The organism is Aliiglaciecola litoralis, assembly GCF_039523355.1.
GTDB lineage: Bacteria > Pseudomonadota > Gammaproteobacteria > Enterobacterales > Alteromonadaceae > Aliiglaciecola > Aliiglaciecola litoralis.
In genome coordinates this window covers 534,140-559,602 of the sequence record NZ_BAAAFD010000002.1, presented here as the reverse complement: position 1 = coordinate 559,602, position 25,463 = coordinate 534,140, and the positions used below count along the sequence as shown (strand labels likewise).

Sequence of the window (25,463 nt, the reverse complement as noted above, 5' to 3'; positions counted from 1 at the left end):
AGAAATTATTGCCTTATGCGGGTCTTACCCCATGTGGAAATCATCAGCTCTACTAAAAACGCAGTATTCAGACCAAATACGATTAAACCATTTACCGCACTTAGCGATCCTAATATACGCCAGTTTTCACTCATTAATAAATCACCATAGCCTAGTGTGGTAAAAGAGGCGATGGCAAAATACAAAGCGTTCTCGATATTCTGAAACTCGTCAATTATCAAAAAGGTAAAGGCCCAAATCCAAGTGTTTATGGTAATGCCGATAACCAACCAGAGCACCGAAAATACCATCACTATGATGTTTTTGAGGTTCCGTCTGCCATGAGAAACCCAATGCTTAATATTGCCAAAAAATGCCGCCAAGGTACCTAGAAAAACAACTTGAACAATAATAGTCATGATAATAATGGCGGCACCAAGAGCCAGTTGTATCAGCATAACGATACCTTTAGGAGTATTGATTCTTTATTTGACATTGGTTTTTACTCATACAATATTGGGACACTACTAACTAACTATATGCTCCCTCAATTTTGATGCAAGTATTTGATTGTGTGTTATTTGATACCGAATTTACTGCTTGGCAAGGCTCCAAGCAGCGCAACTGGTCACTAGATTGGGAGCACAGAGAGCTGATTCAAATCGCCGCTATTCACTTGCGGATCACTGCTAATCAAGCCGAAATAGTGAGTAGTTTTAATGAGCTGATCAAACCGAGTATAAACGTTCGTCTGAGCGATTACATAAGCGACCTGACTGGCATTGAGCAACAGCTTGTTGATGATATGGGCGTGGATTTTGAGTCTGCACTTCATCAATTTCATCAATTCTGTAGCCAAGGTCAACTCGCTGCTTTGTCATGGGGAAATGACGCTAAAGTACTGCTGGAAAACTGTCAGCTGTATGGATTGGAAATGCCCGTATTCGCTAATGGATTCCATAACTTACAGCGCTTTGCTCAACAAATGCAGCTTACAGGTTGTGATTTAGCTAGCGGTGAGCTTGCAAGTGCCAATGGCATTGCGTTAACGGGGCATCTGCACAATGCCCTGTTTGATGTCAGAAGTTTGGGATTAACCCTTTCGCATTGGCTCAAAGAAGGGCACATCAACCTTGCCCAACTGCTGTCTATTTGCAAAAAGTAGCAACATAGAGCGCCTCTACTTTTGCTCTCGCCCAAGGGGTTCTGCGTAAAAACTTCAAACTAGATGAAATGCTTGGATTATCCGTAAAACATTTGATCTTGATCCGCCAGCCTAGCCCATCGAAGCCATAATGTTGGTGCAAATCTTCTAACATTTTCTTCAAGGTGATGCCATGCAGCGGATCGGCTTGATGTTTATTATCCTGATTTGTGGATTCTTCGCTCACTCGATTAACTCTCTCTGGCGATTGCGCGATAGGCAATATCATTGCGATAAAACATGCCGTCCCACTGTATTTTTTTTGCCAGCAGGTAAGCTTCTTGCTGAGCAGCAGTTACCGTTTCACCTAGGGCGGTTGCACATAAAACTCGTCCTCCGTTGGTGGTTACTTGCCCATCGAGCATTTTCGTTCCAGCGTGAAATACTTTGCCGTTGTCTGCTACCGCTTGATCTAATCCGGTTATCACATCGCCTTTGTTATAGCTTGCTGGGTATCCACCCGCAGCGAGCACCACGCCAACCGCAGCGCGCGGATCAAATTCAATGTTTGCCTGATCCAGTTTGGCCTCTGTTGCTTGCATACACAATTCCACTAGATCAGATTGCAGTCGCAGCATAATGGGTTGCGTTTCCGGATCGCCAAATCGACAATTATATTCAATCACTTTTGGCGTTCCATCAGCCATGATCATCAGTCCAGCGTATAGAAATCCACTGTATGGATTTCCCTCTACTGCCATACCTTCAACGGTAGGGTAAATTACTTCGTCCATGATACGTTTATGTATATCAGGGGTAACCACTGGCGCTGGAGAATAGGCCCCCATGCCGCCTGTGTTAGGTCCGGTATCACCATCGCCAACGCGTTTGTGATCTTGGCTGGTGGCAAAAGGCAATACGTTCTTACCATCTACCATCACAATAAAGCTCGCTTCTTCCCCGTCCAGAAACTCTTCAATAACAACCCGACTACCGGCATCACCAAATGCATTGCCAGCCAGCATATCTCGAATTGCTTCTTCAGCTTGCTGTTCGGTCATAGCGACTATTACGCCTTTGCCCGCGGCAAGACCATCGGCTTTGATCACAATGGGCGCCCCTTTTTGTTTCAGGTATGCCAGTGCCGGTTCAATTTCGGTAAAATTTTGATAGTCACCGGTAGGAATGTTATGGCGCGCGAGAAAATCTTTGGTAAAGGCTTTCGAACCTTCTAGCTGAGCAGCAGCTTGTGTCGGACCAAATATTCGCAGACCTTGTGCTTGAAACGCGTCAACTACACCTAATACTAGGGGAGCTTCTGGCCCTACGATAGTTAAATCAATACCTTGTGAGCGGGCAAATTCGAGCAAACCATTGACATCTTCTGCTGCGATATTCACATTATGCAGTTTATTTTCGGCTTCAGTTCCTGCGTTGCCCGGTGCAACGAACACTTCAATGACATTAGGATTTTGCGCACATTTGAATGCTAAAGCATGTTCGCGACCGCCGCCGCCGATGATAAGTATTTTCATAAGTGAGATAAGTTTCAGACTAGTTAATGTGAATATCAAAGGTGCTAAGAATTGTACAGAAAAGCAAACAAAAAAGCGTGTCAAATTGACACGCTTTTTTGTTAGATAAAGCTAAAAATGTTATTCGTTTGCACTTTTTAATTTTGAAAACTCTTGGTTCAGTTGATATTTATCATCAGTGACAATCGCTTCTAAGGTGTTGAGCCTTTCTTTGACCGATTTTAGCTCAGCTTCTAATGCTTTCACTTGATCCGAACCGGCATTTCCATTGGCGTTTGCCTTTGCCATTTTTTGCTTATGACTAAAAACCATTGCAATAATGACAATTGGCAACACGAAAAACAGCATAAAAGGTAGGTTATCCATCAACAAATCTCCGTCATTGTTTTTAAGTAGGGTGAGTTAAGCGTGTAATAGATTTAGCAAGATGAGTACCAGTAAATAACCTTTTAAAAACAAAGGGTTGAAAATATGCTGAGCTCGAAAAGTGCTAGTTGTCACCATTAATTGGTTAAAAGTACTACTTAGCACGGCTAAATGCAAAAAACTCCGTCACTGTCATATGCATTAAAGTGTAAACAGGTGTCTGGAAGGTCCCGGCACAAGAGCACCGCCGGGATGACATTGATGTTCGAGCACCGCCGGGATGACTTGAGTCATCCCCAAATGTTCACACAACGTCATCCCCAAATGCTCACACAACGTCATCCCCAAATGTTTTTGTTGGGGATCTCCGCAGCAGCGTTATGCAATAAACTGCAAACAGGTGTCTGGAAGGTCCCGGCACAAGAGCACTACCGGGATGACATTGATGTTCGAGCACTACCGGGATGACATTGATGTTCGAGCACTACCGGGATGACATTGATGTTCGAGCACCGCCGGGGTGACATTGATGTTCGAGCACCACCGGGATGACTCAGATGGCAGCTTTAGTGTCTAAAGTGACGCATGCCGGTAAACACCATGGCGATATTGTGCTCATCCGCAGCGGCAATCACTTCGTTATCACGCATTGAACCACCGGGTTGGATCACGGCTGTGATGCCTGCTGCCGCGGCTGCATCTATGCCATCACGAAATGGAAAGAATGCATCTGAGGCCATGACGGAACCTTTTACTTCTAAGTTTTCGTCGGCAGCCTTAATACCGGCAATCTTGGCCGAATAAACACGACTCATTTGCCCAGCTCCAACACCAATGGTCATACTGTCTTTGCAATAAACGATCGCATTGGATTTGACGTATTTAGCAACTTTCCATGTGAACAATAAGTCTTTCAATTCTTGTTGTGTCGGTTGACGTTGAGTCACTACGGTTAAGTCTTCTTCTTCAACCATTCCGAAATCACGTTCCTGCACCAACAAGCCGCCGTTAACACGCTTGAAGTCATAACCATCGGTTAATTGACCATGCCAGTCACCACAAGCTAAAAGGCGCACGTTTTGCTTAGCTGCCACTACGTCTGCGGCTTCTTTGCTAACGGTGGGCGCAATGATCACCTCAACAAATTGACGGTCAATAATAGCTTGCGCAGTTTTAGCATCAAGTTCGCGATTGAACGCAATGATGCCACCGAAGGCGGAGGTTGGATCGGTTTTGTAAGCGCGTTCGTAGGCCTCAAATATGTTTTCCCCTAACGCCACACCACATGGATTAGCATGCTTGACGATGACACAGGCAGGTTGCTCAAACTCCTTAACACATTCAAGAGCAGAGTCGGTGTCAGCAATATTATTGAAAGACAGCTCCTTACCCTGCAACTGAGTGGCAGTAGCAACTGAGGCTTCTTGAATCTCATTTTCCACATAAAATGCCGCCGCTTGGTGACTGTTTTCACCATAACGTAAGTCTTGTTTTTTGCTCAATTGCATATTAAAGGTGCGAGGGAATTCACTGTGCTGATGACCACATTCATCTTCGCATTCTACAGAATCTACCTTAGCACCAAAATAATTGGCGATCATGCCGTCGTATTCAGCAGTATGTTCAAAGGCTGCTATGGCTAAATCAAAGCGGGTTTGGTAGGTCAATGAGCCATCGTTTTGCGACATCTCACCAAGTACCCGATCATAGTCTTTGGCATTTACTACGATAGTCACATCTTTATGGTTTTTGGCGGCGGCACGTACCATTGTTGGGCCACCGATATCAATATTCTCAATAGCATCTTCAAGACTACAATCTTGGTTAGCAACGGTTGCAGCAAAGGGATACAAGTTAACGACCACAAGATCGATTGGCTGAATACCTTGTGCTTGCATGACGTCTTCATCAATACCACGGCGAGCCAAGATCCCGCCGTGTACTTTAGGGTGCAAGGTTTTTACGCGACCGGCCATAATTTCAGGGTGGCCGGTATAGTCAGACACTTCAGTAACTTCAAGACCGGCCTCGGCAAGCAACTTCGCGGTGCCGCCGGTTGATAGCAAAGCCACTCCTTGGGCTGCTAACTTGGTGGCGAATTCAACGATTCCAGTTTTGTCAGAGACACTCAGTAATGCGCGGCGAATAGGTTTTGCAGAAGTCATGCTGTTACTCTTGGTTATGTGGTTTAATCAAAATGTGCGCTTGAGTTGACCAAATAGTCAACTCCAGTTAAAACAAAAAGAGCACCCTAAGGTGCTCTTTTTACTGTTGGGAATTCCCAATCATTAATTCATGCCGTACTGTTTAAGCTTCTTACGAAGTGTACCACGGTTGATACCCATCATAATAGCAGCGCGAGTTTGGTTTCCGCGAGTAAAAGTCATGATTTCTTCTAACAAAGGTGCTTCAACCTCAGCTAGTACTAATTCATAAATATTTTCAACGTCAGTGCTATCTAATTGACGAAGATATTTATTGACCGCTTGTTTAACAGAGTCTCTCAACGGCTTTTGGGCCTGAGTTTGAGAAGGCGTAGTCACTGTAGTAGTGAAAGGGGAAGTCACATTTTGATCGAACATATACATCAGCTCTTTTTAGTTGAAAAAAATTAAGCAGCGGGAGTGATCGAAAAACTCGACCTATCTTCCGCCAGTTGTTCAAAATACCGATTCAATTCGTCAAGTTGCTGTGCAGCATCCTCGATGGCATTGAATTTGGCTCGAAACACGCGTTCCTTGTCGTGATCCGCTAAGTACCATCCCACATGTTTGCGGGCTATTCTGGCTCCTTTATATTCACCGTAAAACTGGTGAACATTACCGACGTGCTCAAGCAATACGCTACGAACTTCATCGATAGTTGGCGCTGGGAGCTCTTCGCCAGTTTGCAGATAATGTAATATTTCGCGAAATATCCAAGGGTTACCTTGGGCTCCACGACCTATCATCAGAGCATCTGCTTGAGTAAAATCCAGTACCATTTTGGCTTTCTTGGCACTGGTAATATCACCATTGGCTACCACTGGAATCGATACGCTTTGCTTAATCGCCGCAATCGTTTCGAATTCAGCTTCACCTTTGTACATACAAGCCCGTGTCCGACCGTGTACAGCAAGTGACTGAATACCATTATCTTGTGCAATCTTGGCGATGTTAATGCCATTACGATTGTCTTGGTCCCACCCTGTGCGAATTTTCAACGTCACTGGGACATCAACAGCCTTAACCACTGCTTGAATAATATCTTCAACCAAGTCAGGGAACTGCAATAAAGCAGAACCGGCCATCTTTTTATTCACTTTTTTCGCTGGGCAACCCATATTGATATCAATAATCTGGGCGCCGTTGCTAACATTTAGTTGTGCGGCTTGCGCCATGAGTTGCGGATCAGCGCCTGCGATCTGTACGGAGCGAATACCTGATTCGCCAGTATGATCCATGCGTTGTTTTGATTTGTCTGTATTCCAAACCTTCGGATTAGAAGACAGCATTTCTGACACCACAAGCCCAGCGCCTAAGCGCTTACACATTTGTCGAAAAGGCCTATCAGTCACTCCTGCCATTGGAGCAAGCATCAGATTATTGTCTAAAACATAACGACCAATCTGCATGTGTTTCTAAAACCTTTTCATTGAACAAATTTTGTTCAGCTAGCCAAAACGGGCGCTATATTACGGTTTTTTGAACACTTTTAAAAGGCTAATATTTAAACAAAAGTATATTTTATTTACTTTCTAGGCCTTGACAGCTATGGGGTTACATGGTCTGAATTGAATCACCCAGAGGATTTAAATCTCTCATAACGTAAAATAAACAGTTTTATAACAATATGTTATGAGTTCTTCATTGCTCCATTAAATGGAGCAATGAGTGTGCAATTAAGCAAAGAAGAAAAAACGCTACCGTTTGGTACCTGATACTCGAGCCCAATCCCCTTCGATGGCGATAGGATCCATTTCAAAGTCGCTAGCGTAGAGCTGATTAATCTCTTCCGCTTGGTTTGACAAAATTCCCGACATCACCAAACGCCCACCAACTTTGCAGTAGTTTGTGATCACGTGGCGCAATTCACGCAGCGGTGCTGCTAAAATATTGGCCAGTACAAAGTCTGCTTGCATATCAGGTTGGTCTTGGGGCAAATATACACTGAGTTTATCGGCAATGTTGTTGCGTCCCGCATTATCTTTGCTGGCCAACAGTGCTTGCGGGTCGATATCGATACCAATCGCTGACTCGGCGCCAAGTTTGAGGGCCGCTATGGCTAAAATTCCCGAACCACAGCCGAAATCAACAACCGTTTTTCCGTCTAGATCAGATTGGTCTAGCCATTGTAGACACAATGATGTCGTGGGGTGCGTTCCTGTGCCAAACGCCAATCCGGGGTCTAGCATCACATTGACTGCGCTGGGATCGGGAATGTCTCGCCAGCTTGGACAAATCCAAAGCCGCTGTCCAAATTGAATAGGGTGGAAATTATCCATCCATTCCCGTTCCCAATCTTTATCTTCGAGTGGATCCATCTTATGTTTAAACCCTTTGCCCAATAGCTTAGACTTCTCTAAACTGGCTATTACGCTCTTCATATCGAATTCGGCATCATATAAACCCACGACTTGGGTATCTGGCCATAGCATGACTTCGCCAGGTTTGGGTTCGTACATAGGCGTGTCTTTGGCATCATTGAAGGTGACTGCTTGAGCGCCATTGGCAGAAAGCATGTCGCCGATTTGTTCGGCATGTTCGGCATGAGTGTTGATTTTTAATTGTATCCACGGCATCAGGAGTTCCTTTTATTAAGGCGTATAATATAACAATAATATCGAAACGCATCTCAATAATGTCGTCCATTTTTGTCTATCTCTCTGGCGTTTCATGCCGGTCACTGAAGCGGCAATGCTTGATTATAAGTGTCTTATTTTGCTCTTTTGTGCAAGCAGCTCCAATATTACAAGTGGCTGTGGGTTGGAACAAACCGCCTTATGTTATGCAATACACCAAAAGTGGCTTTGAAGTAGACTTAGTCAAGGCGGTTTTCCAAAACATCGGCCATCAAGTTGAGTTTGTGCATATTCCTTATGGTCGCTCTCATGAAATACTTGAAGCAACGAACTTCGACGCAGCGATGACGTTGAGCGACAAAGTCCAGACTCCCAATACCTTTTTAAGCAATGAATACGTGCGGTATCAAAATGTTGCTGTGTCACTTTTATCGCCGCCGCTTGATATCACTAGTATTGAAAGCCTTGCAGATTACTCAATAGTGGCATTTCAAAATGCTAAAAACCTGTTGGGACCGCGTTTTCATCACATGGCGGAAAATCATCAAGCCTATTCAGAAGTACCAGATCAAATTCGACAGCTGAAATTGTTGTACTACGGAAAGGCGCAAGTCATTGTGATGGACGTAAATATCTTCAAGTATTTTGATAATCAGTTGCGCAATGATATTTCCTATCAACAAACCCAGATCCATCCGCTGTTCGCAGCCAGCACATATAGAGTAGGATTTGTTGACAAGGCGCTACGTGATAAATTCAATAGCGCCTTAGAAGCGTACTTAGAGTCGAATGATTATCAACATCTATTAGAAACGTACCAATTTGACCAAACCGGTTTAGGGATTAAGAAACTCCCGCATGTCTTTAACCAAGGCTTCGAGTGAGGGTTGGTGAATGTACATCATATGACCTGCTTCATAGTATTTCATTGTCACTCGATCCAAATCGATCCCATGATGATTCATCGAATGTTCAGTCGCGAAAAATGGCGTCGCTAAGTCATAATAGCCATTTGCCACAAATACTCTAAAGTCCTTGTTCTGACGCATTCCTTTGGCAATAAAAGGCGTGACATTAATAAATCCCTGACTGCGCGCTGAGTTTCCATATACCCAATTCCATTTGCTAAATACTTCACCGCTTAGAATGTGGTAAGGCTGATCTCGGATCACGTCAATGTCTTTGGCAAAATAGTCTTGGATAGCGGCAGTGTAGGCGCCATCAATAGCATAGGAAGAAGGATCGGCCTCAAAACGACTGGTCACAACATTGGCATCTTCACCTAGGTAACGACTGTCTAATCTGCCTACTACCTTGCCTTTGTCTCTTAGCACTTCTTTCATAAATAGAAATTCATCAATGCGCAGATTTGATTGACGTATATATTGTTTCTTCAAACCTGTGAATTGATGCAACTTGGTTATCACATTATCCACTTCTGCTTGGCTAGCCAGCGCACCTTTAAGCAATACAGTTGCGTATTCGTTAAGGGCAAATTCACGAGCTGATTTAATGAAAGCATCGAGATCTGGCCATTGTGAGCGGTCCGGTAACGCGTTGTGATACCAAGAGGTCGCGGCATATGTGGGTAAAAAGGTGATGTAAGGCAGGTCGTTGCCATCGGTGAAATCACCGGTTTGGAAATCGATAATAGATGAGATAAGCATGATGCCATTGAGGTCAATTGATCCCCAACCTTCTTGTAGTTCCTTTACCATGGCGCCAGCGCGAGTCGTTCCGTAGCTTTCACCTGCTAGGTACTTTGGCGAATTCCAGCGCTTGTTTTGCGTTATATAAAGGCGAATAAATTCGGAAAGGATCTGGGCGTCTTCTTTAACACCCCAAAAAGCACTTCCGTCATATTCTCCTAATGGGGTTGAGTAGCCTGTGCCAACTGGATCGATAAATACCATATCGGCAATGTCAATTAGACTAAGTGGATTATTAGCTAGGGTAAAAGGAGCGGCTCCAACACGTTCAGCATCACTTGGCAGCACCACACGTTTTGGACCAAAAACACCCATGTGTAACCACACAGACGACGAACCGGGTCCTCCATTAAATATAAACAGCAGTGGTCTTTTAGACCCTTTTTTATCATCAGTTCGCGTGTAGGCTGTGTGGAAAATACTGGCTTTGGGTTTGCCGTCTTTGTCTAGTATGTGGCTATCACCGGCGCTAACTTGATAACTGAGTGTCCTTCCATTAAATTTTCCCTTATGTTTAGTTACGCTCATTTTGGCTTCAGGGATGGGGGGCGTTGTTTTATCTTCTTGTGCCTGAGCGGCTGGAATAATTAATAGTATTAGTGAAAGTAGTAAAAGGGTAGCTTTCATAGCATTCTCATTGTTATAAAAATTAGTAGATTAATGAAAAACGGATACCTTAACGGAATGTTTTACACGCTAGCATATTCTGCCTTTAAGTTAAGCTGATTAAGTGAATTTAACTCTCATCAAATTTAATAAGAACTTTCCTGTGTTTTGATGAAACACCTCTTTTGTTATGTAAATTGCGGATTTTCATCATTGTATTAGCTTGGCGAATGGGCGTTTATGAGACTAAATGAAGTAGGAATTCAACATCAAGTTAGACTTTTCAATCGCTAATTGCCAATGTTTGGTATTCATATTCATACCTTTAAGCGCTTGGCTATACTTTCAGTTTTAGCGTAAAAAACAACCAAATGTTGGTGGTTTTTAAATCACAAAACACAAGGTGAAATTTTTATATCCAACTGTAGCGTGACTTTTAGCCAATGCGTTAATTAAACCTAACGGCTATATTTCGAATTCCCCTAACATGTAAATAATAGTTTGTCATTTTTTATTTTGTGTTGTTAGGTAACTTTAACTCCCCATTTGGTATTTATCACTAGTTCATAAAACTTTTCAATTTCATGAACTTATGTTTCTATATTGAAGGTCTACCACAGTCCAGCTTGCTTCTAATCAGAAATTGAGACATGTATGACCGACTAAAACATTACGCTTACTGGGATACGCATCAGTAATAAAGTTAAAACCCGAGGACAATATGATGAAAAGAATACTCACGGTAACAATGCTAACGCTGGCATCTACCTCTGCCATGGCAGCAAGTGAAACTTATCAAGCTACGGTAACAGCCTTGACCGAGCCAACTATAACTGAAGTCGCCGCTTTGAATTTCGGTTCTATTGTGCCTACTGCAACGTCAAGCTGTAATATGGATGCCACTGGCACAGTAACAGGTGAGTGTGATGTGTCTGATGTTAATATATTGATTGGTGAGGTTTCGCTGACGGACTTAACCGCTAACACTGCACTGACTGTGACGGTTAGCGGTAGCTCAAGTGCCAACTTAACCTTCGACGCAGATTGGGATGTTAATAGTGCAGGAACAGGTAATGCAGATGGTATCGCTGATAGCATCGCAACCAACATTACCGTAGATGGTTCTGGTACAACGATTACGCTAGATGTATACGGAGACATCACCGTTGATACAGGGCTGACATCTGGTAATAGCTATACAGTAGACTACACAGTAGATGTTGTGTTTCAATAATACACATCTAAGCGGTGCCAAAAAAGCAGCTGATTAGCTGCTTTTTTTGTGTTTGTTACCATAAGCCATGCAAGTCTTTGACTGACGAGATAAAAACAAACCATGTTCAAAATTCTATTGTCAATTGTGTTCTTTAGCACACTTTCACTACCTGTTTCAGCAAACTTATCGCTTTCAAAATTTAGGCTCTACTTTGATAATTCGAATCGAAATGACGCTTTACAACTGCGTAATAAAGGAGATCGTGCTATTTCTTATGCGGTTGAACTGGGCCTAGTTTCTATGACGGAAGAGGGTACTTTGCACGTTGTCGAAGAGGACCCTTATTCTGCAATCGGTTTATTGCGATATTCACCCAAACGCGGCACTATCGAGCCCGGTGAGCGCCAGGCTCTGCGATTCTCAGTGCGCAAACCGGCAGGCCTCAAAGACGGTGAATACCGCGCCGTTCTCAAGGTGACAAGCGCGCCCTTGATGGAGCAATCAACCAAGGTTGCTATGCAATCAAAGCTTGCTTACAGCTTGCCTATTATTATTCGCCATGGCCGTCTAAGTGCCAGTACTAAGCTTACTGAAGCTAAACTAGTGACTGTAGGAGACACAGCAAGTATTGAAGTTTGGCAGTTGTTGGAAGGTAATCGCTCGGTATTCGGTAATTTTATTGTCGAAGATGACAACGGCAACGAAGTCGGCGTGTTGAATAGTTCAGCAGTATATCAACCGTTGACTAGACGTAGGGTGATTATCCCTTTAAGTCAAAATGTTTCGGGTAAAATTACTGTCAAATTCAGCGAGGTTGCGTTATATGGCGGCACAGAAAAGGCACAGACTACGGTTATTATAAACTAACCCGTTGCATCCTAATGTATAAAGCAGCCGTGGGCGGGTTCTGCCTTTTGTTTATCTTTAGTTTCTCTTTGGTCGCAAGCGCAGACGATGCTTGTGAGGGAGTTACTGATTGGCAAAAAATAGCGTTAACCGAGGATAGCTTGTTAATCGGTTTGCTACGAGTTAATGGCCGACCTTTGTCGTCTGGTTTTGATATATACCAATATGAAGATAGATTTCTGGTTCCTATGGAAGGGCTCAATGAGCTACTTGGCATGGGGTGGGATGTCGACCAATCTGCGTTGCAAATCAGCTCGAAAAAAACGCATAGTGCTGATGAATTTTGTCAATTCTCAATTGATTTGTCTGGCGACCAAAACACTCAAGGGTTAGTTTGGGGGCAAGATGACTTTGACATATACCTAGATATGCGAGTGTTACCCAGGCTCTTGGGTGGCAGTGCGACTTTTATGTATGAACTACAGCAGTTACAAATCCTAACTCCCAGCCTCATTCCCAACTTGGCAACAACAGGTACAATCGATGTTCCTTCATTTACTGCGTCAACGACGCTTGAGCCGGATGCTATTGTGCAGGACCAATATTGGCTTGCGACGCCTCCTTTGCTCAACTATCGCTTAAACGGCAGTTACCAAGATGACGAGCCCGGTTTAAAGACTAACCTTGGCGTAAACGCTTTTTTTGATATCGCAAAACATGCCGCTGAGTTCAGAATTAATCGCAACGCAAACGATACTAAACAATTTCTTCGCCTGAGCAGAAATGTTGGACTGGAAAACGGTTCAGCGTCGTCGCATGCTTTGCGTTACGAAATCGGTGATTTGCAATTGCAAAGTGATGAACTCGTTATGCGCGCCAAACAAGCGGCAGGTTTCTCTATTTATAACTTTGACGCCAACTATACTCGTTCATTTTCTCAGTTGACCATTACCGAAACTGTCCTGCCAGAATGGCGCGCTCAACTATTTCGAAATGGACAATTTATTGAAGAGCGCTTCGCTGACGATACTAACCGAGTGGTATTTGAAGGAGTGGACAGTTTTTACGGCACTAATTTATTTGAAATAAAACTCTACGGGCCGGAAGGGCAGCAAGAGGTAAGGACACAGACTGTCAACGTGGGAAATGAACAGCTAGCGCCAGGTAAGCTTCGTTATCAAGTAACAGCCTCTAATGCGCGAATTCGAGTTATTGACAACGATCTTAATGAAAGCCAATACGATCAAAGCCTTACTGGGTTGCTTTCCTATGGCGTCAATAGCAGCACGACGCTTGAGGCATCTGCTTACCAGTTGAAAGGCCGTGGAAGCAGGCAAAACTACCTATCTTCAGCACTGTATTTTAATTTTGAGTCGATGGCGTTTAAAACGCAACTGGTCAAAGACTTGGAAGCTGGAGAAGCGTTTTTTGCTGGTATCAACGCCAACATTCAAGGCGCGCTAAGAGCCAATCTCACAACGCGTATTTTTCATGATTTCAGTAGTGACGCCTATCAACAAGATAGAGGAATTCAATCCGAGTCTCGTTTAAGACTTAATGGGCGTAGTGACTTAGGCGGCGGAATTGGTTGGAATGCCAGTGTGCTGTATCGTGAATTCAGGGAGCGTAAAAACGCCTCAGTGATAAATGTTGGTATTAATAAAAACTTATTGGGAGGCACGTTTTCAACTTCGCTAACGTATAACTCTCAGTCATCTGATCAGCGTTTACTGAATCGAATTTACTGGTCGAAAAATATATCAGGCTACCAATTTTCTAACTCACTCGAATGGTTGCCAGAGAACCAGCAAAAGATAAGAAATTACTATACTAATATTCGCTGGCCGCAAAAATATCAGATGTTCAATGAATCACGGCTAGAATATCGCGCCAATCAACAAGATAAATTTTCATTTTCGCATCGTTTTAACTTGCGCAAAGATGAGTTCAATTTTCAGGTGGCAGCGACCGTTGATGACGGTGGGCATTGGCGAATGAACTTAGGTATTAGCGGTGACATTGAATATAACCCGTTTTCAGGCGATTTAGATTTTTACCGGCCAAGAGGTGGTAATGTCGCCAATATTCATGCTTTTGCTTATCTGGATAACAATCGTAATAATCAATTTGATGAGGAAGACTCAGCGCTGTCTGATGTGCTGATATCAGGTAATCAAAAATGGCGTGGCCATGGGACTAACGACCAAGGCCAAGTTCAGTTAGCGACAACTTCTAGACGTCAATCTTTACATATTGATGAAGCATCACTGCCAGACCCCTTCATGCAACCAGCGCAAAAATTAGTTATGGTGGATACGCACCCAGGAGGAGTCAATAGAGTCGAACTTCCGGTTGTCACCTTTACAGACATAGAAGGTGCAATATATCGAGTAAAAGGCCAATCGAGTAGGGGAGCAAGCGGCATAAGTTTATCTATTATTGATGAGCAGCAATCCGTCGTTGCTGACACAGTGACGGAAATTGATGGGTATTTTTATGTCGCAAACTTGGCGCCAGGAACCTATTACTTGCAAATCGACCCCGACTATCTGGCAAAAAATCAGTTGGCTGTGGCCAATCAACCTGAATTCATTCATGCCCCAAAATTGGGCGATACGATCCGTATCAACGATGTATTGTTGATCCAACACGGACCCGAACCAACCCCAAAAAGGACTATTAATCACAATCATATACCCAAAGCCGGATTTTTTGCGCAGTTAGGGGCGTTTAAAAAGCCCCGTTCAATAATCGAGGTAATTAAACACTTACCCACCGAAAAATATGACTTGCGTATTTATCGCAATCATACCACTGCCCTAAGTCATGTTGTATTGGGAGGTTATGACACCTATCAGGAAGCTCAAGAGGCCATATCGCAACTAAGCGAACACATGATATTTGAGGATACCTATATCAATCAGACCGATCGATACAGGTCATCACAATGGACTTTAGAATACGAGTTACTGAATCTTGACCAACATATTCAATATGGTTTACAAACCGTGAGAGAAGCTAACACTAATAGCTATTTTTGTATTATGGCATCGTATCGTTCACAAACGTCTATCAAACCTAGCTTACTTAACGACTTAAAGCGTATTTTCGCTGCCCGACGAGTCGTGAATGGTCAGCGATACTACAGCGTATTTTTCGGCCCAGTTAATGCGCCTCAAGACTGCAAAACTCAAATGGATATGCCAAAATTATCCGCACAAAAGCCATTTGCAATTTCACAATCAACATTAGCGTCACAGTGGTTAGCGCCTTTGTAACAAGGTTCAACGAACCAAACTTCAGGAGCTTTGTAATTAAGCGCTGTAATGAGGTAAGTCCAACCTCCTTAATAAGGTAAATTTAATTCGCCCCAAATACCCTTTCCCCCATTACATTTTCTGTTCAAAAAACAAACTGCAAGTTGTTGTCATGCTTGGGATTGACGCGGACTTCGCGTGTTTTTCAGATTGGCTGTGGAGAGAAAAGGTTACAGTTTAAGGCACGGATTTAATTGAATTAATTTTCATTATTAGTTTGACTCGTAAGGAAAATGAGGTATTCTGCGCCCAGCTAAGAAAACCCCGTTAAATATCTACATGTTCGTTGTTATATCGTTGTTCTTCGTCCTGTCGTTTTTAAGTTCGGTCTCTTTTAAGCTAAATCTGCCGTTTACGGCAACAAAATTAATTATTACAGGAAGATATAAAATGTCTGATAAAGTTGTAGGTACAGTTAAGTGGTTTAACGAAGATAAAGGTTTTGGTTTCATCGAGCAGCAAAGCGGCCCAGATGTATTCGCACATTTCCGTTCTATCGTTGGTGACGGCTTCAAGACTTTGAAAGAAGGTCAAAAAGTTGAATTCACTATCGGCCAAGGCCAAAAAGGTCCTCAAGCTGAGAACATTCAAGTTATCTAAATCAATCTTGGCGCTAGTGTAAAGCTGGCCGATTGAATTAATAACGAAAAAAGGCAATCTGTTGATTGCCTTTTTTAATGCCTGAAATTTAATTTTGTATCTAACCTGAACTCGAGATAAGGCAACTCGGTTACGTACTAACTATCCTTGGCTAGCCTTGTTACAAAGACTTTAGCTTGTCGATGTAGGCATCTGGACTAAAAGGGCGACCAAGAAAATCCTCAACAAAAGCCGCTGCCGGTTTACTGCCCGCCGCACCTAATACTTTATCTCTATATTCGGCCGCCACTTTTTGATTGCGCATACCTGCTTCTTTGAATTTAGAAAAGAGATCAGTAGCGATGGCCAGCGACCATTGATAGGTGTAATAGTTAGAAGAATAACCATTCAGATGACCAAAGGCAGCATAAAAATGGGTTCCATCAACGTGCGGGTAAGGTGAAAATGTTTCAGCCAGTTTGACCATCAAAGGCTCTAACTCAAAGCTATCTGGTTCGCGGTTATAATAGTTCAATGACAGATTGGCATAGTAGATTTGCGTCGCGGTGTTAGTGGCCATACCAAAATCTCGCGCCTTTACCATTTTATCTACTAACGCTTTGGGGATGGTTTCACCCTCTTTATTAACCGCAAATTTTTTCAGGGTATCGTAATCCCATATCCATTCTTCAAGCATTTGTGAGGGAGCTTCAACAAAGTCCCGCTCCATACTCATACCAGTAATCGCAAACCACTTTTGGTTGCCAGAAAATATATTGTGGATCAAATGACCAAATTCATGCAAAAAGGTTTCTACCTGACCGTGCTCCATCAATCCTTTAGGAAAGTTTTGCGCTAATCCTGATAAGGCAATTTGCTTATCCTTTATGCCTGAACGAAGCCCCCAGTGTGCTGCATGTTTATATTTGTTGTCTCGAGGATGGTTGTCCATGTAAAAACGCCCAATGATTTGACCATTCTCTACAATTTCGTAGGTCTCAACATCTTCATGCCAAGTTTGAGTTTTCCAAGGACGAATTTCCACTGCAAATAAATCTTCTGTGAGCTGCAAAATCCCGTCTCGTACTTTGTCATACTGAAAGTACTCGCGTACTTCTTTGGAATCTAATGCGTAGTCTTCTTGGCGGATCAAGTTCATTAAATAACTGACTTGCCAGGTTTGTACCTGGGTGGCTTGTGGGTCGATTTTTTTCAAACGCGCTAACAAAATATCGAGTTCTTTCTTCACCGGCTCTGCTAATGCAAGGCCTACTTTGGTCAAGAAGGCATCGGCATTTTCCGGTGAGCCTATCATCTTGTCATCCATCGACAAGGCGGCAAAGTTTTCAAATCCCAGTAAATTGGCAAGCTCATGACGTTTCTTAATTAACGTTTTAAGAATGTCCTGATTTTGAGGGTAGCCTCTGGAGCGTGAAGCAATGCGCAATTGCTTACGCAGATCATCATTCTCTGCGTAGCTTAGGATAGGGTTAATATCTGGGTAGTCGGTTGAAATCTTAATCAGTCCGTTTTCATCTGCAGGTCTTGCGTCTAGGTAGTCTTGCGGCAAGCCAGTTAATTTATCAACTGTGGTGGTTACGTAACGCACGTCGTCACGAATATTCTTGTCAAATTGGTTACCTATTTCGGTAATTTCTTTGCGCAACGCACGGATTTTGTCCCGTGTCGCTTGGTCTTTATCAACGCCTGCTCGTTTAAATGACGCTAATCCTTGTTCTACCATATAGCGATCGGTCGCCGACAGTGTGCTGAGATCAATGGCTGCAAGACGTTCATAATAGCCTCGCGACAAACCCACTTGTGAGGAAAAATCTGAATAGCGTTGACTGCATTGCGTCGCTGCTTCGCGCACACTTTCATCCGGATGCACGGCTTTCATATACCAAGCATGACGAATGGGTTGTAGATCATAGGTGATCTGATCAAACACCCCTACTACTGATTCTAAGGTTGCTGGTCCCGTGTCCGTTTCAAGTTTACGGAACGCGCTTTGTGCCTTCTCCATGACATCATCGCACAAGGCTGTGAATTGTTCGCCACTGAGTGATGAATCGATACCGTCGATCAATACATTAGGTGAACTGGTTGCTGCTGCATCGGTAGCGGGCGCTTGCGCACTTTCTTGAGGTTGACAGGCCGTTAAAAACAACGCTGCAAGAGCAGCAATATACACTGGTTTCATGCGATTTTTCCCATTTAGAGATTTCAAGTGTTTAATTTATACTCACCACTATGCCTCACAAACCTTGTGAACGACAAGATGACTTAGTTGAAGAGTCGAAATACTAAGATAAAGTTACTAGGTCGCTTGTTTGCTCGGAACGAACGGACTAATTCGCTGCCATACTTCTTCTGGTTCGATCCTCGATTTACTGCCCACCACACAGAACAGGCCGGGGCACTGATCCGAGAAACTTTTGGCCGTATCCCAGCTTTCGTATGGGTGAGAGTCGTGTATCAGCATCAATTGTGGATGAGTTTGGCTGCCCGCAGTAACATGATAATCGTCGAGATTGTTGTTTTTCATCGCACACAGATAATAGAGCGAATACTCAGTCCATTTGAGCATCAAAAAGCGTGATATGCGCCAATTGCTGGGGCGTTTAGGATTGTGCAGTGAGCACACGGCGTTAACCCAATTTTTTTTCCAAACTTGCGCTAGCTCTTCGGTGAGCTGCTTGGCTAACGCCGTCGATAAAATTGCTGGGGTGACGTGCATACCTTTTGTTGCGTCGCCAACATTGGCTGACATGTTCAACAGCCGAGCTGAGGATTTCCACCATTTAGGATGAAAAGAGCGGGGTTCATATTGTAATAAGGCTTTGCCGTTATCGATGAGCTTGTCGATAGTCAATGGTTTAAGGCAAATGACGTCGGCGTCAAAGGTAATATAGAAGTCGTCTTCAAATTCGCGATGTGCTGCAATTTTCACAATTTGTTGTTTACGCCAGCCTCGCATGTGCCGATGTTTTTTTAGCTCAGGCACAAGCTCTTCTTCTGACATAACCACGGGATTAAATTGCGCCCATTTACGCACCTTTTGCGTGACAATCTCGACTTCACTCGGCGGAGTTACGATTAAAAATTTGGAAAACAGCCCTGGCTGACAAAAGGCGTCGAGTGTTTTAAATAAAATTTCAGTTCGACCGAGATCATCTACATCGTAACTTCCTCTGACGCTCAAAGGTAAAATCGCACCAATTGTCATCTGCTGTCCCTTTTTTATTCCGGCTCTATTTCGATTAAAGAATGCGTGTTACGGCCTGTACGTTAAGGGGAATATGGTAACGCTTGCTAGTTTAATCTCAAGCAAAAATCCTGATTTGATAAACAAAGGTGCAGTTAAGATTAATCCATAAACGCGATTATCCTGTTCGACTAAGACTAACGAAAACACCAATATTTGACATTTTGTTTAGTTAAAAACAACTCTGCATCTTTGCCTTGTAGTAAAGCCAAGGTGGCGAGCAAACCGCTTTGAATACAATGTTGTCCCGCCACGGTGACGGAGCGCGGAGCATCGAGCACCGGGTAACCAGTTGTCGGATTAAGAATATGGCCATAACGGACGCCATCTTTAAGTAAAAAGCGATTAGCATCACCGCTGGTAGCCAAGCCCCCGTTGGCAATATTGACGACTGCTGTACCACTTTTATTGTCAGTGGGGTTTTCTATTCCTACCTGCCAATAAGGTTGTTTGGCACGTGGGCGTGTCACTTGAATATCGCCGCCAAAGTTAACCAGCACCGACACCGTTGGCGCTATCTGCTGGGCGAGTTTCGCCACGCAGTCCACCGCATATTCTTTACCAATGCCACCGAAATCTAATTCGAATCCTGCGGGTAGGGTGATACTCTTTCTATCAAATTTAACCTGTTTCCAACCAATCCTTGAACGTAAACTATCTACCAAGGCTGTGCTGGGTAAGCGATCTGAGCCATCAAATCTCCAGGCTTTTCTGAGCACTCCAGAGGTTATGTCGAACATACCGCCGCTAAGTTCGAAACAAGTATCGGCAAAACACAGCAGTCGAAACGCTTCGTCGTCAATAGCCACCGGCTGATGATTGCTGTGATTGATTTTATCCATCAAATTATGTTGCCGGTAGCGACTGAATTTGTCTTCTATACGTTGGGTCTCTTGATGGGCGGCATTGATGATTTGCGTGCCTAGCTCGCTGTTAATTGAATCAATCAAGATCTCACAGGGACTGGCCATAGCCGCAAAGCGACCACAGATGTGGTCGCTTCGGATTTCTAATTCGGTGTTTTGGGTTAACGCTTGCATCGGCTAAGTTTATACCACTGCACTAAAAACGATAATTAACCTGTGCAATCACCGCTTTTACCGACGGATACAAATCTAAGCTCGCCAAAGCACCGGGTTGGTCAAAACCTGCATTTTTCGGATCTTGCTGGTAATACTCTAATCTAAACGCCAATTCATGACCGTTTTGTAACTGCATACCGTATTTGATACCCACCGTGATTGCCGTCATTTCACCGAGTCGGTAATCCGCGCTGGCATGTTCTGGCATAGGCTCACTTTCTAACAAAAATGGATTATAAAACTCGGCGGCACTTTGCTGATAATAGCGAAAGTGCGGTTGGATGTAGCTAGTTTCTGACAAATCAAACCTTAGTCTTGAGTCGATGGTGTGAGAATCTATTTCCCAATCATCAGTTGCGAAACGATAGGACAAGTCAATTACGCCTTGATCCAGCGCGTACTTTGTCTGCCAGTACACACTGTGTTTGGTGCGCTGCGTAGGACGTGATTCATGCAATATGTCTTGGGTTAATCCTTGCTGATCTACCACACTGAGCACTTTGTATGGGTCATTGTGATAACCATCCGACGTAGAAAAACTATAATTAAATTGCATTAACATACGACGATTGATGATTTGGGTTACACCAAACAGCAGATCAACGGTGTCTTTGTCTTCACTGCCATAAATTCGGGTGTCGTCAAACGCTTGTTGATAAGCGTCAGTATTATTAAACTGGCCTGAGTCGACAATCATGCTTGAAAAATCGATCGGGCGACCGCCTACTGGGTCAATGCTATCTAACGCGTAAGATAAGCCCGCAGTGACAGTAGTATTTTTGTTATAAAAATCCATCGCCAGAGATCCGTTACCGACGATAGACAAGTAGTCGTATTCTTTGGATACCTGCAGTCCGCCGCTGGCTCGCAGATCTTCAGCAATAGGTTGAGTCCACTGGCCGCTCAGTTGTACACGAGTATCTCTGAAAGTGTCATCTAACGGGGTCTCGCCAGCGGCGATTTGATAGCTGTCATTACCCGAAGGACGGGTAAAGGTTTGAACTCCAGGTTGGGCGACAGCGCCAGACGCAGATGCGCCGGTCAGTGTATCGATAACGACTTTACCGTTGAATATCTGTTCGTTACCAAAGTCTTTGTTGGCATTGAAAACACCTTCCACTAACTGAACGCGATCCGACTCCCCGTAATACAAAATTGCTGTATCAAACTGCCAATCTTCGACGGTTTCTTGTGCTTGGACTGGAGAGCCCAATAGTGTGCAGGATGCCGCGGCAAGTATCGCGCTAACACTTTTAGGATGAGTTAATTGCATCCGCAACCTCCACCTGCAAAAGAGCGTCCACCGCTGGTGGCTTCTTTACTAAAGTAAATATGATCATCCAGCCCAATATCGACCCCTTCAGAATCTAACGCCATTTGTTCTTTTGCTAATAGATCCCGCTCCCAAGGCTCTACACCTAAGCTGGCACAACCTGATAACTGCACAATCGCCATGGCGACTAAGGTTAATTTAAATTTATTTTTCATATTTTGACTCTCTTACTCATTTAGAAGCGATACTATTTCGGCTTCGTAATCGGGTGCTTTTTGTAAATGAAATCCTTTGTGCGCAATGCGTAATTGACCATGCTTATCAATGAGATAACTGGTGGGCATACCGGGAATACGATACTGACTGGCAATCTTGCCGCTAGGATCATAGATGATTGGAAACTGAGCCGGATATTTGGCCAAAAATTGCTTGGCCAAGTGGCTCTCTTTATCGAGATTGATAGCCAACACGACCAACCCCTGTTCTGCGTACTTTGTACTAATGCGATTCATCCAAGGGAAAGATTGACGGCAGGGTTTGCACCATGAGGCCCAGAAATCGAGATACACTACCTGACCTTGTAAGTCGGCCAACGAGTGCTTGTCCACTAGTACCGAATCGGTAGTTGAATCCAATTGCTGTAAATCAAAGTCGGCCGCTGGCTGAGCTATGCCAGCCATTGGGAGCAGCAGTATATATAAAACCCGTAAAAACCGCATAACGTCACACTCAAGTAATAATGAGCCGTGAGTATAAGGTTTGAAACTTAAGTGAATATTAACAAAGAGTGATTTTGCAGCACTTATTTAACGGTTGAACCACTCGTGGATTAGGATTGAGACGGCACACAAACTAACTAGTGTGTTTGCTGTACTTGTGAAACCAAAGGCGTAAAAAGCACACTATTGTTTATGTATGGTCAATTTGGTGAGCAGTTGTGAGCTTGCACTGCCTCGAATACCACCAGAAACCGGCATAGTGTTTTCCGCAATCGCACTCGAAGCAACAGGAAAGTGGGTATTGCCAGTTAGGATCCCATGGCTAGGATCAAACCCCAACCAACCCGTACCTGGAATAAAGATCTCTATCCAAGCATGCAACTCATAAGTGGGTTCTTCCATATCAAAGTAGAAGTAACCACTTACAAACCTAGCCGCAATGCCATAATGACGCAACAGATTAATAAGCATCCACGACAAATCTCGGCAAGACCCTTTTTTAATCGTAAAGGTATCCTGAGGGGACAATGGCGCACCAACCTCACGATACTCCACGCTAAAATCTTTGTGTATTTGTATAGTGAGGTTGGTTACGAATGTGATCGTTCTAAACTCTGCTCTGTGTAGCACTGCGTCAGCATAATCGACCAACTCCTGGGATAGGGGAGCTTTTTGTAAAGAAGCGTAGAGTATTTGATACTGATGGTCAGAATAGGTAAAAGGTACAGTGTTAAAGTAGTCTGGATGAACGATAAAACTAAATGGATTATAAGCTTTGGTTTGCAAGCTACTTTCGACACGAATCGCAAAACTGTTGGTGAGTTTTTCAAACCAGCAAAAGTCGACAACATTATGCTCTTCATCCTCTATCACTCTGTGTCCTTCTGGCTCTGACACAAGCGCAATCGAAAAACTAGTAACATCAATAAAGGCCGTTTGTTTAGGACGAAACCGCAGCATATGTGGCTCTAAAAAAACCTCGTCACTAAATAAATAGGTTGTCTCATGGATGATCTTAAAATTCATTTAGCGCTCCAGCATTAAGTAAACTCATGCTCTGGTTATTCGAGCACAATCACTTTGTCCCACACGACACTGTGACTAAGCATCAAGTTGGGTAAGCATAATAGCACGTATACCTAGTTGAAAATCGTTTAGTCTGTTGGGCAGAATTGGCGACGTATTAAACCCTGGGGGATACAAATTGGCTATTTTAGTTAAGTATAGGCTAACATTAAGCAGAGATTTTTATCCTTTAAACCGCAATCGTTAGTATTGAGTGATGGGCCCTTTTGAATAGACAAGGTAGTAAAATACAGTCTGTTAATGAAACGATGGACTTGCTTCGCCCCGTAGCCTACTTTTTTGCGGTACTTTACTTTTTTCTTACCTTTGCTCATTTTTTTCTTTTACAAGAAAGCTTCAAATGGATCATGTGTGCTTCAGCACTGGTAACAGCGACTGTCAGTGTTGTTTTTGGACTCAAAGCAGCAAAGATTGCTTCGGCTCAACAAAGCATGGTCATTTTAATGCTATTACTCATGGCCAGTTCAAACAGCCTGCTACATTTATGGTTTTCTGAGTCACCAGAACAAACCACCAATATCTTTGTGACCCTTATTGCTTCTGGCATCGTGTTATCAAATCGCTATCATTGGACAGTCGCCATGTTGTTCAACTGGATAGGATGGTTGGTCGTCAACATCACATTAGAAATTGCCTTAGTTCAACACTTTTTCTTCGCCATGGCGATGAGCACCTTACTGAGTTGGTTCGCTCATTTAGCGCGAAAAAAATTAGTAGAAAAGCAACTTGAACTAGAAATTGAAAGAGATCTTGCACTAGAGCATGAGCAAGAGGCAATGGCCGCAACTCAGGCAAAGAGCAGCTTTTTAGCAAACATGAGTCATGAAATTCGCACACCCATGAATGGTGTCATTAATATGATTGAGCTTGTTTCTCAGTCAAAACTGGATGAAAAACAAAAAAACTTCATCGCGACTGCAAAACGCAGTGCCGAATCACTGTTGGTGATCATTAACGACATTTTGGACTTCTCTAAGATAGAAGCCGGTGAATTGACCATCGAACAGGTGGAATTCGACTTGGAAGAGCTATTTTCTAACGTGATCCATGATCAGCAATTTGCGGCTACCAGCAAAGGTTTGACGCTAGAATTGGCAAAACAAAACTTACCGCAAACACGGGTTGTGGGTGATCCTTATCGTATCATTCAGGTGTTAAATAACTTGCTGTCCAATGCCATCAAGTTTACTAAGTCAGGTAGCATTGTTGTGCAATATGATTTGCAAATGCTCAAAGAGCATCTGCGCTTAGGTGTGAATGTTAGTGACACGGGGATTGGTGTTAGCGAGGATGCATTACCCCATTTATTTGATGCTTTCTCTCAGGCCGACATGTCGACAACACGTAAATTTGGTGGCACCGGTTTAGGTTTGGCAATCACAAAACAACTGTGCGAATTAATGGGCGGGAGTATCGCCGTCGAAAGTAAGCTAGGAGAGGGTTCTACTTTCCGCTTTTCGGTTAAGTTAGCGGCACCAACTGCAGCAACTTCTTTACAACAAAGTCCCAGCGAAAACTCCCCCGACTACAATTTTGCAAATTTGCGGATCCTGTTGGTTGAAGATAACCATATAAACCAAGAAGTGATGCTAGCGATTCTAGAAAGCTTAGAAATTGAGGTGGAAATTGCCAATGATGGGCTTGAAGCGCTGACGAAGCTAGCGGACTCTCAAGGCGCAAATTTTGATCTGATCCTGATGGATTGTCAGATGCCCAATCTAGATGGCTATCAAGCGACGCGCCGAATTCGAGCAGGTGATGCAGGGCAGGAAGTTAGTGAAATTCCTATTATTGCCCTTACCGCGAATACCATGAACAGTGAACGAGAAAAGTGCCTTGAAGCCGGTATGAATGAGTACCTTAGCAAACCAATCAGCACTAATGCTTTGACATTGCTGTTGGCAAAATACCAATCCGCTTAAAAACTCAATCTGAAAAACAGCCCGGATTGAGGTGAT

The 25,463-nt window shown here is 43.5% G+C and carries 23 protein-coding genes; 7 read left to right on the top strand and 16 right to left on the bottom strand.

Going from position 1 to position 25,463, the window contains the following annotated elements; genetic code table 11:
• Positions 1-5 precede the first annotated feature (5 nt).
• The gene (locus tag ABD036_RS06165; RefSeq protein ID WP_343857608.1) at positions 6-437 is read right to left on the bottom strand and encodes an ion channel; all 432 of its coding nucleotides are present in this window, start codon (positions 435-437) and stop codon (positions 6-8) included.
• A 98-nt stretch (positions 438-535) separates the two neighbouring features.
• Between ABD036_RS06165 and ABD036_RS06160 the strand changes: the two genes are divergently transcribed.
• Positions 536-1,144 carry a 3'-5' exonuclease gene (locus ABD036_RS06160; protein ID WP_343857606.1) on the top strand — a complete coding sequence of 203 codons (609 nt, stop codon included), beginning with the start codon at positions 536-538 and terminating at the stop codon, positions 1,142-1,144.
• On the opposite strand, the gene ABD036_RS06155 is transcribed toward ABD036_RS06160, so the two are convergent.
• The 7 genes from ABD036_RS06155 to prmA form a co-directional block, all read right to left on the bottom strand.
• Complete coding sequence (locus ABD036_RS06155; RefSeq protein ID WP_343857604.1) at positions 1,128-1,370, bottom strand: VF530 family protein; 243 nt, start codon at positions 1,368-1,370, stop codon at positions 1,128-1,130. The two genes, ABD036_RS06160 and ABD036_RS06155, sit on opposite strands and share 17 nt — an antisense overlap.
• 4 nt (positions 1,371-1,374) lie before the next feature.
• A complete protein-coding gene (purD, locus tag ABD036_RS06150; RefSeq protein WP_343857601.1) occupies positions 1,375-2,658 on the bottom strand; it encodes a phosphoribosylamine--glycine ligase in 1,284 nt (427 codons plus the stop codon).
• 120 nt (positions 2,659-2,778) lie between these two features.
• Positions 2,779-3,024 carry a hypothetical protein gene (locus tag ABD036_RS06145; protein WP_343857599.1) on the bottom strand — a complete coding sequence of 82 codons (246 nt, stop codon included), beginning with the start codon at positions 3,022-3,024 and terminating at the stop codon, positions 2,779-2,781.
• 566 nt (positions 3,025-3,590) lie between these two features.
• Entirely contained in the window at positions 3,591-5,189 is a 1,599-nt protein-coding gene (gene purH / locus ABD036_RS06140; RefSeq protein ID WP_343857598.1) for a bifunctional phosphoribosylaminoimidazolecarboxamide formyltransferase/IMP cyclohydrolase, read from the bottom strand.
• Between the two features lie 123 nt (positions 5,190-5,312).
• Complete coding sequence (gene fis / locus ABD036_RS06135) at positions 5,313-5,606, bottom strand: DNA-binding transcriptional regulator Fis (RefSeq protein ID WP_343857597.1); 294 nt, start codon at positions 5,604-5,606, stop codon at positions 5,313-5,315.
• Positions 5,607-5,635: 29 nt separating this feature from the next.
• The gene (dusB, locus tag ABD036_RS06130; protein ID WP_343857596.1) at positions 5,636-6,637 is read right to left on the bottom strand and encodes a tRNA dihydrouridine synthase DusB; all 1,002 of its coding nucleotides are present in this window, start codon (positions 6,635-6,637) and stop codon (positions 5,636-5,638) included.
• Positions 6,638-6,925: 288 nt separating this feature from the next.
• Positions 6,926-7,804 carry a 50S ribosomal protein L11 methyltransferase gene (gene prmA / locus ABD036_RS06125; RefSeq protein WP_343857594.1) on the bottom strand — a complete coding sequence of 293 codons (879 nt, stop codon included), beginning with the start codon at positions 7,802-7,804 and terminating at the stop codon, positions 6,926-6,928.
• Positions 7,805-7,923: 119 nt separating this feature from the next.
• On the opposite strand from prmA, the gene ABD036_RS06120 reads away from it, so the two are divergent.
• A complete protein-coding gene (locus ABD036_RS06120) occupies positions 7,924-8,688 on the top strand; it encodes a substrate-binding periplasmic protein (protein WP_343857592.1) in 765 nt (254 codons plus the stop codon).
• Here the strand turns inward: ABD036_RS06120 and ABD036_RS06115 are convergent.
• Positions 8,641-10,140 carry a S10 family peptidase gene (locus ABD036_RS06115; RefSeq protein ID WP_343857590.1) on the bottom strand — a complete coding sequence of 500 codons (1,500 nt, stop codon included), beginning with the start codon at positions 10,138-10,140 and terminating at the stop codon, positions 8,641-8,643. The two genes, ABD036_RS06120 and ABD036_RS06115, sit on opposite strands and share 48 nt — an antisense overlap.
• Positions 10,141-10,843: 703 nt before the next feature.
• Here ABD036_RS06115 and ABD036_RS06110 point away from each other — a divergent pair.
• From ABD036_RS06110 to ABD036_RS06095, 4 genes are all read left to right on the top strand, one after another.
• Complete coding sequence (locus ABD036_RS06110; protein ID WP_343857588.1) at positions 10,844-11,353, top strand: hypothetical protein; 510 nt, start codon at positions 10,844-10,846, stop codon at positions 11,351-11,353.
• A 102-nt stretch (positions 11,354-11,455) separates the two neighbouring features.
• Positions 11,456-12,202, top strand: coding sequence for a fimbrial biogenesis chaperone (locus ABD036_RS06105; protein ID WP_343857586.1), 747 nt, complete (start codon positions 11,456-11,458; stop codon positions 12,200-12,202).
• Between the two features lie 14 nt (positions 12,203-12,216).
• The gene (locus ABD036_RS06100; RefSeq protein WP_343857584.1) at positions 12,217-15,459 is read left to right on the top strand and encodes an SPOR domain-containing protein; all 3,243 of its coding nucleotides are present in this window, start codon (positions 12,217-12,219) and stop codon (positions 15,457-15,459) included.
• 429 nt (positions 15,460-15,888) lie between these two features.
• Positions 15,889-16,098: a cold-shock protein gene (locus tag ABD036_RS06095; RefSeq protein ID WP_343857582.1), complete on the top strand. Its 210-nt coding sequence runs from the start codon at positions 15,889-15,891 to the stop codon at positions 16,096-16,098.
• 160 nt (positions 16,099-16,258) lie between these two features.
• Here ABD036_RS06095 and ABD036_RS06090 read toward each other — a convergent pair whose 3' ends face one another.
• From ABD036_RS06090 to ABD036_RS06060, 7 genes are all read right to left on the bottom strand, one after another.
• Positions 16,259-18,280 carry a M3 family metallopeptidase gene (locus ABD036_RS06090; RefSeq protein ID WP_343857579.1) on the bottom strand — a complete coding sequence of 674 codons (2,022 nt, stop codon included), beginning with the start codon at positions 18,278-18,280 and terminating at the stop codon, positions 16,259-16,261.
• A 117-nt stretch (positions 18,281-18,397) separates the two neighbouring features.
• Positions 18,398-19,306: a DUF6492 family protein gene (locus ABD036_RS06085; protein WP_343857577.1), complete on the bottom strand. Its 909-nt coding sequence runs from the start codon at positions 19,304-19,306 to the stop codon at positions 18,398-18,400.
• Positions 19,307-19,482: 176 nt separating this feature from the next.
• Positions 19,483-20,316: an FAD:protein FMN transferase gene (locus tag ABD036_RS06080; RefSeq protein ID WP_343858013.1), complete on the bottom strand. Its 834-nt coding sequence runs from the start codon at positions 20,314-20,316 to the stop codon at positions 19,483-19,485.
• 91 nt (positions 20,317-20,407) lie between these two features.
• Positions 20,408-21,700 carry a DUF3570 domain-containing protein gene (locus tag ABD036_RS06075; RefSeq protein ID WP_343857575.1) on the bottom strand — a complete coding sequence of 431 codons (1,293 nt, stop codon included), beginning with the start codon at positions 21,698-21,700 and terminating at the stop codon, positions 20,408-20,410.
• Positions 21,691-21,915, bottom strand: coding sequence for a DUF4266 domain-containing protein (locus ABD036_RS06070; protein WP_343857573.1), 225 nt, complete (start codon positions 21,913-21,915; stop codon positions 21,691-21,693). The genes ABD036_RS06075 and ABD036_RS06070 overlap by 10 nt, the downstream gene beginning before the upstream one ends.
• Before the next feature lie 12 nt (positions 21,916-21,927).
• Complete coding sequence (locus ABD036_RS06065; protein ID WP_343857571.1) at positions 21,928-22,380, bottom strand: TlpA disulfide reductase family protein; 453 nt, start codon at positions 22,378-22,380, stop codon at positions 21,928-21,930.
• 222 nt (positions 22,381-22,602) lie between these two features.
• Entirely contained in the window at positions 22,603-23,445 is an 843-nt protein-coding gene (locus ABD036_RS06060) for a transglutaminase family protein (RefSeq protein ID WP_343857569.1), read from the bottom strand.
• A 266-nt stretch (positions 23,446-23,711) separates the two neighbouring features.
• Between ABD036_RS06060 and ABD036_RS06055 the strand changes: the two genes are divergently transcribed.
• On the top strand, positions 23,712-25,427 hold the full coding sequence (locus ABD036_RS06055) for an ATP-binding protein (RefSeq protein WP_343857566.1): 1,716 nt from the start codon (positions 23,712-23,714) through the stop codon (positions 25,425-25,427).
• Positions 25,428-25,463: the final 36 nt, after the last annotated feature.